The sequence below is a fragment of the Paraburkholderia sp. BR10936 genome, from assembly GCF_040965735.1.
GTDB classification, from domain to species: domain Bacteria; phylum Pseudomonadota; class Gammaproteobacteria; order Burkholderiales; family Burkholderiaceae; genus Paraburkholderia; species Paraburkholderia nodosa_A.
In genome coordinates, this window is sequence record NZ_JBFRCM010000005.1 from 65,128 (window position 1) to 79,867 (window position 14,740).

Sequence of the window (14,740 nt, forward strand, 5' to 3'; positions counted from 1 at the left end):
TGCGAAGCTTGATGAAACTGTGTCCGGCGCGCAGGTTTTCTACGCGAAGCCCGAATGCCGCCATAAAGGACGCTCCGGCTCGGAGGTGCAGGCGCAAGCGGACGCGCACAGCAGCGAAACCAGTGCGGCTGCGGCTACGGTCGCGCCGAGAAGCACGTAACCCGTGGGCGTGAGCGGATGCCCCGCGTGAACGGTGCGCAGCGCGCCGCGCGCCGCCACATGCGCGACGCGGCGTGCGAGGTGCAGCGAACGGCGGCGCACGCCGGCGGGCGTGGCGCGAACCGCAGCCGCGAAAGCGAAGCCGTGCAGGCAGGCGAGCGCCGCTGCGGCCATCAGCGCCCGTGCGCGACGGCAGACAGCCCGCAACGCGCGCAGCTGAAAAACAGGAAAGAGAAAGACGAACATCATCCCCCCGCGTTGACCGCTTCAAAAGCGGACGAAATGCGAAAGCGCAGCCATTCCTGCAAGCAAGCTTGCAAATGGCAATCGACAAGAGGGAGCGTGCTGCTGGCAGACTGGTCGCGAAGGCGACTGAGACCAGTCAGTAACGGAGCGCGCTAACCCGGCGTAAGCGAGTTAGCGGCGAAGGAGTGAACCTGCGGCGACTATCTCGCGGTGGTGCTGCCGGCGCTGGCCGGCATCGGACTTCCACTACTAGAACATGCGTCCACGGAGGACTCCTTTGCTATGACGGGGCGGATTGTATTGGGCACGCAGGCCAAAAAGCAAGTAAAAAAAGCATAAACACGAGGCCGGGCAGCAACAGCCCCGCAGACTCCCATTTCTTTCAATCGCGTTGTTTCAACCTTCAGAATCGAATCTCTGCTCTGCTTGGCATTGGCGCAACCTCGCGAGCGCTAGCGCCCGCGTCTGCGGGCTTCGCACTCGCCCATACACGCCAGACGTCCGGAGAAACATCATGATTTTCGGTCTGCTTTTGTCGCATCTGCCTCACGTCAACGAGGCGCGCGCGCACTACGAAGCGCTGCTGTCGCTCGAACCTGTCCGCCGTCACCCCTGGAAGAATCTGTGGCGCCGCATCAAGTCCCGGCTTTCCTAAGTTCTGCCAAACTCCGGTCACGAAGATTCGCCATCGTTGAAAAAGCGAAGCGCTCCCTGATCGTGGCCGTGAGTTGAATATTCCCTTTCGCGCGCTTTTCGTTTCGCCATGAATCGGCTGTTGTACGCGTATGCCGAGTCCTGTCTTCGCCTTGATTGAGTATCAATCTCATGCAAAACCTCAAAACGATCGCTCCCGACATGGCGCAGACGCGGCCCCGCATCGGCCAGGACGTGATGTGCGTCCAGCACGTGTGCCGCGGCTTCGGCAAGAACCCGAGCGAGCAATTGGTGCTCGACGACGTGGACGTCACGCTGCGTGAAGGCAAGATAGTCGGCTTGCTGGGCCGCTCGGGCTCCGGCAAGTCCACGCTGCTGCGCATCATCGCGGGCCTGATTCCGCCTACCAGCGGCGACGTGAACTACCTCGGCAAACCGCTGCGCGGTCCGGCCGAAGGCGTCGCGATGGTGTTCCAGACCTTCGCGCTGTTCCCGTGGCTCACGGTGCTGGAAAACGTCGAGGCCGGACTGGAGGCGATCGGCGTCGGCCCGCACGAGCGGCGCAAGCGCGCGCTCGCGGCGATCGACCTGATCGGTCTGGACGGCTTCGAAAACGCTTATCCGCGCGAGCTGTCGGGCGGCATGCGCCAGCGTGTGGGCTTTGCACGCGCGCTCGTGGTCGATCCCACGCTGATGCTGATGGACGAGCCCTTCTCCGCGCTCGACGTGCTCACTGCCGAAACGCTGCGCACCGACCTGCTCGACCTGTGGACGCAAGGCCGCCTGCCGATCAAGTCGGTGCTGATCGTCACACACAACATCGAGGAAGCGGTATTCATGTGCGACCGCATTCTCGTGTTGTCGTCGAATCCCGGCCGCGTGGTGGCCGAAATTCCGGTGGCGTTCAAGCACCCGCGCAATCGCCTCGACCCGGCGTTCCGCGCGCTCGTCGACGAGATCTACGCGAAAATGACCGCGCGCCAGCCGGGCGGCCCGGCGAAACCCGAACTCGAACCGGGCAGTTGGCTGCCGGGCATGTCGGTGAACCTGATGGCGGGCCTGATCGAAACATTGGCCGCCGCGCCTTACAACGGCCGCGCAGACATGCCGGAAATCGCGCGAGCGCTGCAACTGGAGGTCGACGAGCTCTTCCCGGTCGCGGAAATGCTGCAGTATCTCGGCTTTGCGGAGGTCAGCGAAGGCGACGTGGTTCTCACGCACGCGGGCAAGACCTTCAACGAATTCAGTACGCAGGAGCGCAAGCTGATGTTCGCCGAACATTTGCTGCGCAACGTGCCGCTGGCCGCGCGGATCAACACGGTGCTCAACGAGCGCCCTGGACATCGCGCCCCGCGCGTGCGCTTCGAGCAGGAACTGGAGGATCTGCTTGCCGACGACGCCGCAGAGGAAACGCTCGACACCGTGATTGCCTGGGGCCGCTACGCCGAAATCTTTTCGTATAACGACAAGACCGGAATCTTCAGCCTGGCCGACGTGGAAGCCTGACGTCTAAAGCTCCCACGGTTTCCCGGCGGCCTCGCACGGCTGATCCGATGATTGTAAACAGTGGTAATATCCGGGACACGCAAAAATCGTCAGAGGGCTGACGGTGACAGGCCGGTCACCGCTGCTCCGTTTTGCCGTTCCTGTCGAATTCCTTGCACTGCTCACAACTAAGGCGTCAGCGATTGCCCATGCGCAATACGCGCGCGACGGCCCGTCACGCGGCGGGCGACCCGGGAAACCATGAAAGTCCGTAACGCCCGCCTCTGGGCGCCAAGAGGCCCGCGCCGGTGGTGCATTGCCGCTGGCGCGCTCGTGCTCGCGAGCGCCATCCGCTTCGCACTCCATCCCCTGCTCGGCCCGATGATGCCGGGCACGACGTTCTGTATTGCCGCTTCGCTGGTCGAATACTTCCTCGGCCTCGCGCCTGCGCTGACCGTGATGGTGCTGGGTCTCGCCATTGCGGACTATATGTTCGTGCCTCCCTACAATTACATTACATTCCTCGACACCCGCGATGTGATCCTGATGGTGTCCTATCCGCTCGTCACGATCATCGTGATTACGCTGATCGAGCGTCTGCGACGCGAGCAGTTTCGCGCGCAGTTGATCACCTCCGTCGCGCAGTCCCGCTACGAAATGCTGCTGCGCCACGACAACGAGCGCGCGCTGGCGCGCCGCGCCGTCGACGAAACGCATCGCCTGCTGCGGCATCTCGCGCAGCATCATGAAGGCTTCATCCTCATCAAGGGGCTCGAGCGCAATGCCGCCCAGCGCGCGAGCGTGGGACAGAGCATGTCGCAAGCGCTGCCGGCCGCCGCCGAAGTCGCGCCCGGTCCGCTCTTCGACGCGCTGCATCCCGACGACGTGCAGCGCCTCACGCACGCACTGTCGCCGGGCCATCATCGCGTGCGTCTGCGCAACGAGCAGCCCAGGCGCGAGTACCGGCACGTCAATTGCAACTGCGAACGCTTCACCACTCACGCAGGCGATTTTCTCGTGCTGCGCACGGAGAGCTGACATGGCGACGCTCGACTTGGAGCTGGCCGCTGCCGAAGCGCCAGCCGTGCAATCCACGCGCTTTTTCTGCGAAGGCGACGGCCACGCCGTGCTCATGCTTCATGGACTCTCCAGCTCGCCGATCGAGCTGCGCTACCTTGCGCGCTATCTGCAGGGCGAAGGGTTCACGGTATGCGCCCCCGTCATCGACGGTTATAGCGCCGGCACCGACCAGCTGCCGATGGAACAATGGGTCGAAAACGCCGCGCGCGAGTTCGACGCCCTGGCGGCGCGCTACGAGCGCGTCTCGATCTGCGGGCTGTCGATCGGCGGCGCGCTTGCGCTGCGTCTGATTCGCAAGCGCCCCGCAGCCCAGTCGCTGGTCCTGCTCTCGCTCACGCTCGCCTACGACGGCTGGGCAATCCCGTGGTATCGCTTCCTGCTCGACTGGGCATACTTCACGCCGCTGCGCCACCGCTACCGCTATCGCGAGGCCGAACCGTTCGGCGTGCGTAACGAAGCGCTGCGCAAGAAGATCGCGCGCGCCATGCAGCGCAGCGACTTCAGCGAGGTCGGCCCCTCGACGATCGCGTTGCCCGCGCTGCATCAGGCGCTGCGCCTCGCGCGCGCGGCGCGCAAGGATGTCCCCGCGATCGAGAACGACGCGCTCGTGATCCACGCGATCGACGACGAAACGTCGAGCCCGCGCAATCCACGCCACGTGATCGACCGCATCGGCTCGAACTTCCTGCGCACGCTGTGGCTCGACGATTCGTATCACATGATCACCTCGGACAACGAACGCGAGATCGTTGCGCGCGAAACGGCCCTGTTCCTGCGCGAGAGCGAAGTCGCGCGCGGCGCGAAAGACGCGCCGGTCGTCTCCAAGGCGCTCGCCCGGCGTCTGCGCCAACTGGCGGCAGTGGGAAGGAAAAATACGTGAAGCAATCCGTAGCAATGAAAGGGCTGGCGTGCGTCGCCGCGCTGACCCTGGCCTCGCACGCGTGGGCCGATACCGATACGTCCAGTACCGCAACAACCGACTCGCCGTGGAAAATCTCGATCGGTCCGGGCGCCTATTTCGCGCCCGAGTATCCGGGCGCGCGCCACATGAAGTTCTATCCGTTCCCATCGCTCGATATCTCGTACCGCGACCGCTTCTTCTCGCAGGGGCCGGACGTGCTGGGCGTGAACGTGATTTCCGCGGAGAACTACCATGTGGGCGCTTCGCTGAGCTTCGACTTCCAGTCGCGCACCGTGTCGGACGACCCGCATCTGCACGGCTTGAGCAATGTCGATGACGGCCCCAAGCTGCGCCTCTTCGCCGATTATACGGCGTGGGCGTTCACGGGCGCGGTTGCGATGTACCAGGACATCAGCGGCCACGGGCAAGGTACGACGGCAACGGCGGACCTCTATGTGTCGCTGCCGCTAACGGGTTGGCTGTTCTCGGTGGGACCGGGGCTCACGTGGGCCAACGGCGTCTACACGCGCACGCTGTTCGGTGTGACGCCGGATGAGAGTGCGGCATCCGGCTTGCCGGCCTATTCGCCGGGCGCGGGCATTCGCGATCTGCACATGACGTTCTACATGACGCACGACTTCTCGAAGCACTGGGTCGGTTCGGTGAACGCGACGTTCGGACGCCTTCAGCATTATGCCGCCGACAGCCCGATCACCGAGAGCCGCCGCGAGATCACGGCGTTCGCGGGGCTCAACTACCGGTTCTAAACACGTGCGCCGGTGCGTGCCGCGTCAGAACCGCTCGGCGCGGAAGGGCCGCGGGTCCACCACCGTCGGCGCGCCCGTCATCATTTCCGCGATCAGGCGCCCCGTGACCGGGCCGAGCGTGAGGCCGTGGTGCGCGTGGCCGAACGCGAACCAGAGGTCGTCGTGCTTCGGCGCGGGCCCGATGATCGGCATCATGTCGGGCGTGCAGGGGCGGCGGCCCAGCCACGGCTCGGCATCGAGCCGCGCGCCGAGCGGGAAGATATCGCGCGCGAGCGGCTCCACGGCTTCGAGTTGAACCGGCGTCCTGGGCGAATCGCGAAAGCCGAGTTCGACGCCGGTCGTGAGGCGCGTGCCGCGCACCATGGGCGTGATCAGGAAACCCGCTTCGGCGTCGAGCACCGGCTGGTTCAGCTTCGCTCCGTTCGTGAGCGCGTAATGCATGTGATAGCCGCGTTTCACGGCGAGCGGCAACGCGTAGCCCAGCCGCGCCGTGAGATCGCCCGACCACGGCCCCATGGCGATGACCGCCGACTTCGCCAGCACGGGGCCATCCTGTGTCATCACACGCCACGACGGTTCGAGCGTCGCGGCGTCGCCAATCATCACGCGGCCGCCTAGCTGTTCGAATAGCTTCGCGTAGGCCGTCACCACTCCATTCGGATCGCTAACCGAATCGGAATCGGTGTAGCGCACGCCGCCCACCAGCGTGTGGCTGAGCGCGGGCTCGGCGGCGCGCAGCGCCACGCTATCCAGCGCCTCGTGGCCCACGCCGTACTCGCGCTGCCAGCGCTGCGCCTCGGCCACCGTGGCGTCCATGGCGGCCGCGCTGCGAAACACCTTCATCCAGCCGTTGGTGCGCAACAGTGCCTGTGCGCCCGCCTCCTCGATCAGCGCGCGATGCTCGATCACGCAATGCTCGATGAGCGTGGCATACGCGCGCGCGATCTCGGCGTGCCGGTCGGCGCGCGAATGGTGCCAGTAGCGATAGAGAAACGGCAGCAACTTCGGCATCGCCCCCGGGTGATAGCGCACGTCCGTCGAGCGGTTGCGCGCGTAGCGCAGCAGCGTGGAAAGCTCGCGCGGAAATGCATAGGGGTAGACGCCCTCGCGCTGGATCAATCCCGCGTTGCCGTGCGATGTTTCATTGCCTGGCGCCCTGCGGTCAACGAGCGCGACCGAGAGGCCGCGCCGCTGCAATTGCAATGCCACCGAGACGCCGACGATACCGCCGCCAAGCACGACCGAATCGAAATTCATCACGTAAAGTTCCTGGCTCGAAGGCACTCAGGCGAGTGCGGTGACGGCCACTTCGACATCGAGGCCCGGTCGCATCAGCAAGGCCTGCACGCAGGCGCGCGTGGGCGCGTGCCCTTGCGCAACCCAGGCGTCCCATACGGCATTGAATGCGTCGAAATGCTTCGGGTCGCTCAGCCACACGTTCGCGGTCAGCACGCGCGTTTTGTCCACGCCCGCCGATGCGAGCAGCTTGTCGATACGCGTGAGGATTTCGGTTGCCTGAACGTCGATCGGCGCGCCCGCGGTATCGGGCACCTGGCCCGAGAGATACACCACGCCATTGGCGATCACCACCTGGCTCATGCGTGCGTTGGTTTGCAGTCTTTGGATGTCGTTGCTCATGTTCATACCGCCGAAAGACCGGCAGCGTCGCTACCGGCCGGGTTGTAAACGGGAGGCGCCGTGACAATGGGCGTCAGTGCCGGATTGGCTCGCGTCAGGCGCGCGAGATCGGGACGCGGGCGACGCAGATGAGGATACGCTGAAAACGCCGTCTCCAGCGCCTGCGAGACCGCGAGCGTCTTCATGTCGCCGCGGAACGGGCCCACGATCTGGAGTCCGAACGGCATGCCCGCATGATCGACGCCGCACGGCAGGATCGCGAAAAAGTTGTAGACCGTGAAGTCGTAGTACTCGAGCGCCGTGCCCAGCGTCGTCGCGGCAATGACCTGGCCCTTCGAAAGACCCGTTTTTCCCAGTGCGATTGAGGCCACGACGCTGCTCCTTCAAAGGGGAGTCGAGATGCGAGTTATCATATACGAGAAAAAATTATTTCTCGTATACGACAAAACCCGTAACCGGGAACCGTCCCTTCCATGGCAAAGAGCGCAGCACGAAATCACGCAACTGAGCACGCAACCGGGAAAGCATCCGGACAGGCGGCAACAGAAATCGACCACGCGGCCGTCGGCACGCGTCTGCGCGAGGCGCGCAAGGCGCGCGACTTGACGTTGATGCAGCTATCGGAGTTGTCGGGTATCGCCGTCTCGACGATTTCGAAGGCCGAGCGCGGCGACATTGCGCTCACCTATGACAAGTTCGCGGCGCTCGCGCACGCGCTGAACGTGGACTTCGACACGATTTTCGGGCGCAGGAAGCGCAAGGCGGCCGGCCCGATGAAGCCGTCGCTCACGCGCGCGGGCAAGCAGATGATCTACGACACGCCGAACTACGAGTACGGCATGATCGCCAACGACCTCACCGGCAAGCGCATGGTGCCGATGCGCGGACGCATCCACGCCCGCACGATGGACGCGTTTCCCGATTACATCCGTCACAGCGGCGAGGAGTTTCTGTTCCTGCTGCGCGGTGAGCTGGAACTGCATTTTGAAAACGGCACCGTCTTCAGGCTGTCGCCCGGCGACAGCCTCTACTTCGACAGCGCCGTGGGGCACGTGTATCTCAGCACGGGTGCCGGGGATGCCGAAGTGCTAGTCTGTTGCGTCGACAACGAATCAAACCGGCTGCCCGAAACGCTCTGAGCGAGCACTCGCAAGTGTGACGCCGCCGCGTTTGAACGGCGGCGTCACATTGCTCATCGGCCGAGCATCGGCAGCTTGAGGCCTGCCTCGCGCGCGGTCTGCTGCGCGAGTTCGTAGCCGGCATCCGCGTGGCGCATCACGCCCGTGGCCGGATCGTTGAGCAGCACGCGGCCCAGACGCTCGTGCGCCGCCTGCGTGCCGTCCGCCACGATCACCACCCCCGAGTGCTGCGAAAAGCCCATGCCCACGCCGCCGCCGTGGTGCAGCGACACCCACGACGCGCCGCCCGCCGTGTTCAGCAGCGCATTGAGCAGCGGCCAGTCGCTCACCGCGTCCGAGCCGTCCTTCATCGATTCCGTTTCGCGGTTCGGGCTCGCCACCGAGCCGGTGTCGAGGTGGTCGCGGCCGATCACGACCGGCGCCTTCAGCTCGCCGTTCTTGACCATCTCGTTGAACGCCTGGCCGAGACGATAGCGATCCTTCACGCCCACCCAGCAGATACGCGCGGGCAAGCCCTGGAACGCGATGCGCTCACGCGCCATGTCGAGCCAGTTGTGCAGGTGCGGATCGTCGGGGATCAGCTCCTTGACCTTGGCGTCCGTCTTGTAGATATCCTCAGGATCGCCCGAAAGCGCCACCCAGCGGAACGGGCCCTTGCCCTCGCAGAACAGCGGACGGATGTACGCCGGCACGAAGCCCGGGAAATCGAACGCGTTGTCCACGCCCATTTCGAGCGCCATCTGGCGGATGTTGTTGCCGTAGTCGAGCGTGGCCGCGCCGCGCTCCTGCAGCGTGAGCATCGCGCGCACCTGGTGGGCCATCGATTCCTTCGCGACCTTCACGATGCTTTCCGGCGCGACCTTCTGCGCTTCACGCCACTGCTCCACGGTCCAGCCCTGCGGCAGGTAGCCGTTGATCGGGTCGTGCGCGCTCGTCTGGTCGGTCACGCAGTCGGGCGTGATGCCGCGCTTCACGAACTCGGCGAAGACATCGGCGGCATTGCCGAGCAGGCCCACCGAAACCGGCTTGCCCGTGCGCTTCGCTTCCTCGACGATGGCCAGCGCCTCGTCGATGGTCTTCGCCTTGCGGTCCACGTAGCGCGTCTTCAGGCGGAAGTCGATGCGCGTCTCGTCGCATTCCACCGCGATCATCGAGAAGCCCGCCATCGTCGCCGCGAGCGGCTGCGCGCCGCCCATGCCGCCGAGGCCGCCCGTGAGAATCCAGCGGCCCTTCGGGTCGCCGTTGAAGTGCTGGTTCGCGACCGAATAGAACGTTTCGTAGGTGCCCTGCACGATGCCCTGCGAGCCGATGTAGATCCAGCTGCCCGCGGTCATCTGGCCGTACATCATCAGGCCCTTGCGGTCCAGTTCATGGAAATGCTCCCACGTGGCCCAGTGCGGCACGAGGTTCGAGTTCGCGAGCAGCACGCGCGGGGCGTCGGCATGGGTGCGGAACACGCCCACGGGCTTGCCCGACTGGATCAGCAGCGTCTCGTCCTCGTTCAGGTCCTTGAGCGACGCGAGGATCTGGTCGAAACACTCCCAGTTGCGCGCCGCGCGGCCGATGCCGCCGTACACCACGAGCGCATGCGGATGCTCGGCGACTTCGGGGTCCAGATTATTCTGGAGCATCCGGTAGGCGGCTTCCGCCAGCCAGGTCTTGCAGACCTTCTCGCTGCCGCGCGGCGCGCGGATCGTGCGGGTCGGGTCGAGGCGCGGGTCGGTGAAGTTCGGTTGGTTCATAACGTCTTCGTCTCGGATGTTATTCAGGATGACTGTTTTTATTTGGCTTCTAGCGCTTGTTGCTCGGACTCGAATGCCAGCGGGCTGTGCCTGGCGATCGCACCGTTCTGCACGAGCTTCGTCATCGCGGCGATGTCCGGCGCGAAGTAACGGTCGAGGTCGTAATGCGGCACCTCGGCGCGCACCGACTGCATCACATGCGCAAGCGCCGGGCTCGTGTGGTGCGGCGCGCGCAGGTCCACGCCCTGGGCCGCGGCGAGCAGTTCGATCGCGAGGATGTTGGCCGTATTGTCGGCGATGTCGGCGAGCTTGCGCGCGGCGAACGTCGCCATCGACACGTGGTCTTCCTGGTTTGCCGAGGTCGGCAGAGAATCGACCGAAGCCGGATGCGCGAGCGTCTTGTTTTCCGACGCCAGGGCAGCCGCCGTGACGTGCGCGATCATGAAGCCCGAATTCACCCCGCCGTCCTTCACGAGGAAAGGCGGCAGGCCCGAGAGCGTGGCGTCGATGAGCAGCGCGATGCGGCGCTCGGCCAGCGCGCCGATTTCGGCTGCGGCCAGCGCGAGATTGTCGGCGGCGAAGGCCACCGGTTCCGCGTGGAAGTTGCCGCCCGAAAGCACTTCGTTCGTTTCCGGGAAGATCAGCGGATTGTCCGACACCGCGTTCGCTTCGATGAGCAGCACCTGCGCTGCGTGGCGCATCTGGTCGAGACACGCGCCCATCACCTGCGGCTGGCAGCGCAGCGAGTACGGGTCCTGGACCTTGCCGCAGTCGCGGTGCGAGAGGTTGATCGCCGAGCCTTCGAGCAGCGTGCGATAGGCCGCGGCCGCCTCGATCTGGCCGCGATGGCCGCGCAGTTCGTGAATGCGCGCGTCGAACGGCTTCACCGAACCTGCCGCCGCGTCCACGCAGAGCGCGCCCGAGACGAGCGCCGTGCGGTACAGGTCCTCGATCGCGAACATGTTGTAGATCGCAAGCGCGGCCGAAGCCTGCGTGCCGTTGAGCAGCGCGAGACCTTCCTTGGCCTGCAGCGCGAGCGGCTTGAGGCCGACGAGACGCAGGCCCTCGACCGCGCTCATGCGCTCGCCCTTCGCGAACACGTCGCCGACACCCAGCAGCACGCAGGACATATGCGCGAGCGGCGCGAGGTCGCCGGAGGCGCCCACGGAACCCTTCACCGGAATCACGGGCAGCACGTCGGCATTGAACAGCGTGATGAGCGTGTCCATCACTTCGCGGCGGATGCCCGAATGGCCGCGGCCCAGGCTCGACAGCTTCAGCGCCATCAAGAGGCGCACGACCGGACGCGACATCGGCTCGCCCACGCCCACGGCGTGCGAGAGCACCAGGTTGCGCTGCAGGAGTTCGAGCTGCTCACGCGGAATGTGCGTACTCGCCAGACGCCCGAAGCCCGTGTTGATGCCGTAGGCGGGCTCGCCCTTCGCCGTGATCTCGGCAACGGCACGTGCGCCTGCGTCGATGGCCGCGAAGCTGGCCGGATCGAGTTCGAGCTTCACGCCGCCGTTTTCATCGGCACGCGCGATCTGGCGCAGTTGGGACAGGGTCAGATTGCCGGGAGTGAGTTTGAGGTTCATTGCGGTGTCAAAGTTGTCTGGACAAGGTGGAATCAGATTACCGAAACGAACTTGTCTATACAAGTTCAATCCGCTCCACGTATACCCGAATTCCGGCTTTCTGACGCCTGAATTACGCCGTCTTTCGATTGCAGCACAGTGAAATCCCCAGGTGATAACACCGATTGCCGGTCTCTTCGCCACATCGATAATTGTATAGACAACTTGCCGGGCCGGACCTCCAGTCCATGACCGGGCACACGCCAACCATTCCTATCGGAGACTTCATGAAGAAACTTGCCTTCTGTGTCGCCCTCGCCCTTGCCGCCGGTGGCGCGTATGCGAAAGACTGGTCCACGATCCGCTTCGGCACCGACGCGAGCTACGCGCCGTTCGAGTCGAAGGCGACCGATGGCAAGCTGGTCGGTTTCGACATCGACCTCGGCAACGAAATCTGCCGGCGCCTGAACGCCAGGTGCGTGTGGGTCGAGGAGGATTTCGACGGCATGATCCCAGGCCTCAAGGCCAGGAAGTTCGACGGCGCGCTCTCCGCGCTCACGATCACCCCCCAGCGCGAGCAGCAGATCGCCTTCTCGGCCAAGCTCTTCAACACGCCGACGCGCCTCGTCGCGAAGCAGGGCTCGCCGCTGCAGCCGACCATCGCTTCGCTGCAAGGCAAGACGGTGGGTGTCGAGCAGGGCTCGATTCAGGAGACCTACGCGAAGCAGAACTGGGCGCCCAAGGGCGTCAACGTGATTCCCTACCAGAACCAGGACCAGGTCTATCTGGATCTGCAGTCGGGGCGCCTCGACGCCGCGCTGCAAGACGAAGTGCAGGCCAATCTCGGCTTCCTGAAGACGCCGCGCGGCGCGGGCTTTGCGTTCGCGGGCACGGAAATCCCCACAGGCGCCGCCGCGATTGGCCTGCGCAAGGAAGATGCCGACCTCAAGGCGAAGATCGACAAGACGATCGCCGACATGATCAAGGACGGCACGTACAAGAAGATCGAGTCGAAGTATTTCGACTTCGACGTGTACGGCGGTTAAGCGCCGCCGTCTTCATCTGCAACAACCAGGGGGAGCGCTGCTCCCCTGAACAAGGACATCCTTCCATGGTCTTTCAAGGCTTCGGCCCGCTGCTCCTTGCGGGCACGTGGGAAACCATCAAGCTCGCGGTGCTCTCGCTCGGCGCCGCGTTTCTGCTCGGGCTTGCGGGCGCTGCCGCGAAGCTCTCGCCCAACCGCATGCTCTCGCGCATCGGCACGGCGTACACCACGCTGATTCGCGCGGTGCCCGATCTCGTGCTCATGCTGCTGCTGTTCTACAGCATCCAGATCTGGCTCAACGACGTAACCGACATGATGGGCATGGACCAGATCGACATCGACCCGTTCGTGGCCGGCGTCATCACGCTCGGCTTCATTTACGGCGCGTATTTCACGGAGACCTTCCGCGGCGCGTTTCTCGCCGTGCCGCGCGGGCAGATCGAAGCCGGTTTCGCCTACGGCATGAGTTCCACACGCGTGTTCACGCGCATCCTGTTCCCGCAGATGATGCGTTTTGCGCTGCCGGGCATCGGCAACAACTGGCAGGTGCTCGTGAAGGCCACGGCGCTCGTGTCGATCATCGGTCTCGCCGATGTGGTGAAGGCCGCGCAGGACGCGGGCAAGGCCACCCAGGCGTTCTTCTTCTTCACGCTTGTGACCGGCGCGATTTATCTCGCCATCACGACGGTTTCCAACCTGGCATTGCACCGCCTCGAAAAGCGCTATTCGACCGGTGTGCGGAGGGCAGCGCTGTGATCGAACTGCTTCGTCAATACTGGCCCAACTATCTGTACAGCGACGGCTTCAACACGAGCGGCCTCGCCATCACGCTCTGGCTGCTGGTCGTCTCGATCGTGGCGGGCTTCCTGCTTGCCGTGCCGCTCGCCATTGCGCGCGCGTCGCGCAACCCGTGGCTTTCGCGGCCGGTCTGGGTCTACACGTACGTGTTCCGCGGCACCCCGCTCTATGTGCAGTTGCTGCTCTTCTACACCGGCCTCTACAGCCTGCATTTCGTGCAGGCCAATCCGGTCCTTGGCGACTTCTTTCGCAGTGCCATGAATTGCACGCTGCTGGCCTTTGCATTGAACGAGTGCGCCTACGCCACCGAGATTTTCGCGGGCGCGATTCGCGAGACCGCGTATGGCGAGATCGAAGCGGCCCAGGCGTACGGCATGTCGAAGACCAAGATCTACACGCGCATCATCCTGCCTTCGGCATTTCGACGCGCGCTGCCTTCGTACAGCAACGAGGTGATCCTCATGCTGCACGCGACGACGCTGGCGTTCACCGCGACCGTGCCCGACATCCTGAAAGTGGCGCGCGATGCGAATTCCGCCACCTATATGACGTTCCAGGCGTACGGCATCGCGGCGGCGCTCTATGCGTCCATCGTCTTCGCCCTGATCTGGGGTTTCCGCCGCCTCGAAACACGTGTGCTGGCCTATTTGAAGCCGCAAGGCCATTAAGAATTTCAGTCCCGATGGAGTGAACCGAGTATGTACAAGCTGATAGTCGACGACCTGCACAAGAAGTTCGGCGAGAACGAGGTTTTGAAGGGCGTATCGCTCAAGGCAAAGGCTGGCGACGTGATCAGCCTGATCGGATCGAGCGGTTCGGGAAAGAGCACGTTCCTGCGTTGCATTAACTTTCTCGAATCGCCCTGCTCGGGACGCATCACGCTCAACGGCGAGGAGATCCGCACGAGCGCCGACCGTGGCGGCGCGCTGCGCGTGAGCGATCCGAAGCAGCTTCAAAAAATGCGTACGCGCCTTTCGATGGTCTTTCAGCACTTCAATCTCTGGGCGCACATGACTGTGCTCGAGAACATCATCGAGGCGCCGGTCAGCGTGCTTGGCCTCTCCCGCAGCGATGCCGAGGCCCGCGCGCGCAAGTACCTCGACAAGGTGGGGCTGGCCGCGGGTGTCGAGCACAAGTACCCCTCGCACCTTTCCGGCGGCCAGCAGCAACGCGTGGCGATCGCCCGCGCGCTGGCGATGGAGCCCGAAGTGATGCTGTTCGACGAGCCCACCTCCGCGCTCGACCCCGAACTCGTGGGCGAAGTGCTCAAGGTCATGCAGAAGCTCGCGGAGGAAGGCCGCACCATGATCGTCGTCACGCACGAAATGGGCTTCGCGCGCAACGTGTCGAATCACGTCGTGTTTCTGCACAAGGGTAAGATCGAAGAGCAAGGCGACCCCAAGGAAGTGCTCAATGCGCCGCGCAGCGAGCGGCTCCAGCAGTTCCTCGCGGGACGGTTGAAGTAAGGTCGTGGCGGGCAGTCGTTTCACGGCCCGCCAACGCACCTCGGGG

15 protein-coding genes and 1 pseudogene are annotated in these 14,740 nt (G+C 64.5%); 10 read left to right on the forward strand and 6 right to left on the reverse strand.

Going from position 1 to position 14,740, the window contains the following annotated elements; translation table 11 throughout:
• Nucleotides 1–39: 39 nt before the first annotated feature.
• On the reverse strand, nucleotides 40–408 hold the full coding sequence (locus AB4Y36_RS12525) for a hypothetical protein (RefSeq protein WP_069263236.1): 369 nt from the start codon (nucleotides 406–408) through the stop codon (nucleotides 40–42).
• Between the two features lie 511 nt (nucleotides 409–919).
• Between AB4Y36_RS12525 and AB4Y36_RS12530 the strand changes: the two genes are divergently transcribed.
• The 5 genes from AB4Y36_RS12530 (at nucleotide 920) to AB4Y36_RS12550 (ending at nucleotide 5,292) form a co-directional block, all read left to right on the forward strand.
• Nucleotides 920–1,060, forward strand: a complete 141-nt coding sequence (locus AB4Y36_RS12530; protein WP_176732856.1) for a hypothetical protein — start codon at nucleotides 920–922, stop codon at nucleotides 1,058–1,060.
• A gap of 170 nt (nucleotides 1,061–1,230) precedes the next feature.
• On the forward strand, nucleotides 1,231–2,565 hold the full coding sequence (locus AB4Y36_RS12535; RefSeq protein ID WP_368683114.1) for an AAA-associated domain-containing protein: 1,335 nt from the start codon (nucleotides 1,231–1,233) through the stop codon (nucleotides 2,563–2,565).
• A 240-nt stretch (nucleotides 2,566–2,805) separates the two neighbouring features.
• On the forward strand, nucleotides 2,806–3,582 hold the full coding sequence (locus tag AB4Y36_RS12540; RefSeq protein ID WP_069263232.1) for a DUF4118 domain-containing protein: 777 nt from the start codon (nucleotides 2,806–2,808) through the stop codon (nucleotides 3,580–3,582).
• A gap of 94 nt (nucleotides 3,583–3,676) precedes the next feature.
• Nucleotides 3,677–4,504, forward strand: a complete 828-nt coding sequence (locus AB4Y36_RS12545) for an alpha/beta hydrolase (RefSeq protein ID WP_368683340.1) — start codon at nucleotides 3,677–3,679, stop codon at nucleotides 4,502–4,504.
• 14 nt (nucleotides 4,505–4,518) lie between these two features.
• Nucleotides 4,519–5,292: a MipA/OmpV family protein gene (locus AB4Y36_RS12550; protein ID WP_368683341.1), complete on the forward strand. Its 774-nt coding sequence runs from the start codon at nucleotides 4,519–4,521 to the stop codon at nucleotides 5,290–5,292.
• 24 nt (nucleotides 5,293–5,316) lie between these two features.
• Here the strand turns inward: AB4Y36_RS12550 and AB4Y36_RS12555 are convergent, their stop codons facing one another.
• The 3 genes and pseudogenes from AB4Y36_RS12555 to AB4Y36_RS12565 form a co-directional block, all read right to left on the reverse strand.
• On the reverse strand, nucleotides 5,317–6,549 hold the full coding sequence (locus tag AB4Y36_RS12555) for an NAD(P)/FAD-dependent oxidoreductase (protein WP_368683115.1): 1,233 nt from the start codon (nucleotides 6,547–6,549) through the stop codon (nucleotides 5,317–5,319).
• 27 nt (nucleotides 6,550–6,576) lie between these two features.
• Nucleotides 6,577–6,930: a RidA family protein gene (locus tag AB4Y36_RS12560; RefSeq protein ID WP_069263227.1), complete on the reverse strand. Its 354-nt coding sequence runs from the start codon at nucleotides 6,928–6,930 to the stop codon at nucleotides 6,577–6,579.
• Between the two features lie 2 nt (nucleotides 6,931–6,932).
• Nucleotides 6,933–7,184 (reverse strand): annotated as a pseudogene (locus AB4Y36_RS12565) (amidase); the annotation flags it as partial.
• 219 nt (nucleotides 7,185–7,403) lie between these two features.
• Here AB4Y36_RS12565 and AB4Y36_RS12570 point away from each other — a divergent pair.
• The gene (locus AB4Y36_RS12570; RefSeq protein WP_368683116.1) at nucleotides 7,404–8,069 is read left to right on the forward strand and encodes a helix-turn-helix domain-containing protein; all 666 of its coding nucleotides are present in this window, start codon (nucleotides 7,404–7,406) and stop codon (nucleotides 8,067–8,069) included.
• A gap of 53 nt (nucleotides 8,070–8,122) precedes the next feature.
• On the opposite strand, the gene hutU is transcribed toward AB4Y36_RS12570, so the two are convergent.
• Both hutU and hutH read right to left on the reverse strand, forming a co-directional pair.
• Entirely contained in the window at nucleotides 8,123–9,811 is a 1,689-nt protein-coding gene (gene hutU / locus AB4Y36_RS12575; protein ID WP_342946305.1) for a urocanate hydratase, read from the reverse strand.
• 38 nt (nucleotides 9,812–9,849) lie between these two features.
• The gene (hutH, locus tag AB4Y36_RS12580; protein ID WP_368602675.1) at nucleotides 9,850–11,406 is read right to left on the reverse strand and encodes a histidine ammonia-lyase; all 1,557 of its coding nucleotides are present in this window, start codon (nucleotides 11,404–11,406) and stop codon (nucleotides 9,850–9,852) included.
• A gap of 266 nt (nucleotides 11,407–11,672) precedes the next feature.
• On the opposite strand from hutH, the gene AB4Y36_RS12585 reads away from it, so the two are divergent.
• The 4 genes from AB4Y36_RS12585 (at nucleotide 11,673) to AB4Y36_RS12600 (ending at nucleotide 14,694) form a co-directional block, all read left to right on the forward strand.
• The gene (locus tag AB4Y36_RS12585) at nucleotides 11,673–12,431 is read left to right on the forward strand and encodes an ABC transporter substrate-binding protein (protein ID WP_069263218.1); all 759 of its coding nucleotides are present in this window, start codon (nucleotides 11,673–11,675) and stop codon (nucleotides 12,429–12,431) included.
• Nucleotides 12,432–12,496: 65 nt separating this feature from the next.
• Nucleotides 12,497–13,186 (forward strand): ABC transporter permease, encoded by a 690-nt coding sequence (locus tag AB4Y36_RS12590; protein WP_254315089.1) that lies wholly within the window; start codon nucleotides 12,497–12,499, stop codon nucleotides 13,184–13,186.
• On the forward strand, nucleotides 13,183–13,896 hold the full coding sequence (locus tag AB4Y36_RS12595; RefSeq protein ID WP_133183127.1) for an ABC transporter permease: 714 nt from the start codon (nucleotides 13,183–13,185) through the stop codon (nucleotides 13,894–13,896). Before AB4Y36_RS12590 ends, AB4Y36_RS12595 begins: the two co-directional genes overlap by 4 nt.
• A gap of 30 nt (nucleotides 13,897–13,926) precedes the next feature.
• Nucleotides 13,927–14,694, forward strand: a complete 768-nt coding sequence (locus AB4Y36_RS12600) for an ABC transporter ATP-binding protein (protein ID WP_342948656.1) — start codon at nucleotides 13,927–13,929, stop codon at nucleotides 14,692–14,694.
• The last annotated feature ends 46 nt before the right edge of the window (nucleotides 14,695–14,740 follow it).

What these genes read in the sequence shown, in the direction of transcription:
- AB4Y36_RS12525 (WP_069263236.1), bottom strand. Translation starts at nt 408, where the DNA reads ATGATGTTCGTCTTTCTCTTTCCTGTTTTTCAGCTGCGCGCGTTGCGG.
- AB4Y36_RS12530 (WP_176732856.1), top strand. Translation starts at nt 920, where the DNA reads ATGATTTTCGGTCTGCTTTTGTCGCATCTGCCTCACGTCAACGAGGCG.
- AB4Y36_RS12535 (WP_368683114.1), top strand. Translation starts at nt 1,231, where the DNA reads ATGCAAAACCTCAAAACGATCGCTCCCGACATGGCGCAGACGCGGCCC.
- AB4Y36_RS12540 (WP_069263232.1), top strand. Translation starts at nt 2,806, where the DNA reads ATGAAAGTCCGTAACGCCCGCCTCTGGGCGCCAAGAGGCCCGCGCCGG.
- AB4Y36_RS12545 (WP_368683340.1), top strand. Translation starts at nt 3,677, where the DNA reads ATGCTTCATGGACTCTCCAGCTCGCCGATCGAGCTGCGCTACCTTGCG.
- AB4Y36_RS12550 (WP_368683341.1), top strand. Translation starts at nt 4,519, where the DNA reads ATGAAAGGGCTGGCGTGCGTCGCCGCGCTGACCCTGGCCTCGCACGCG.
- AB4Y36_RS12555 (WP_368683115.1), bottom strand. Translation starts at nt 6,549, where the DNA reads ATGAATTTCGATTCGGTCGTGCTTGGCGGCGGTATCGTCGGCGTCTCG.
- AB4Y36_RS12560 (WP_069263227.1), bottom strand. Translation starts at nt 6,930, where the DNA reads ATGAGCAACGACATCCAAAGACTGCAAACCAACGCACGCATGAGCCAG.
- AB4Y36_RS12570 (WP_368683116.1), top strand. Translation starts at nt 7,404, where the DNA reads ATGGCAAAGAGCGCAGCACGAAATCACGCAACTGAGCACGCAACCGGG.
- hutU (WP_342946305.1), bottom strand. Translation starts at nt 9,811, where the DNA reads ATGAACCAACCGAACTTCACCGACCCGCGCCTCGACCCGACCCGCACG.
- hutH (WP_368602675.1), bottom strand. Translation starts at nt 11,406, where the DNA reads ATGAACCTCAAACTCACTCCCGGCAATCTGACCCTGTCCCAACTGCGC.
- AB4Y36_RS12585 (WP_069263218.1), top strand. Translation starts at nt 11,673, where the DNA reads ATGAAGAAACTTGCCTTCTGTGTCGCCCTCGCCCTTGCCGCCGGTGGC.
- AB4Y36_RS12590 (WP_254315089.1), top strand. Translation starts at nt 12,497, where the DNA reads ATGGTCTTTCAAGGCTTCGGCCCGCTGCTCCTTGCGGGCACGTGGGAA.
- AB4Y36_RS12600 (WP_342948656.1), top strand. Translation starts at nt 13,927, where the DNA reads ATGTACAAGCTGATAGTCGACGACCTGCACAAGAAGTTCGGCGAGAAC.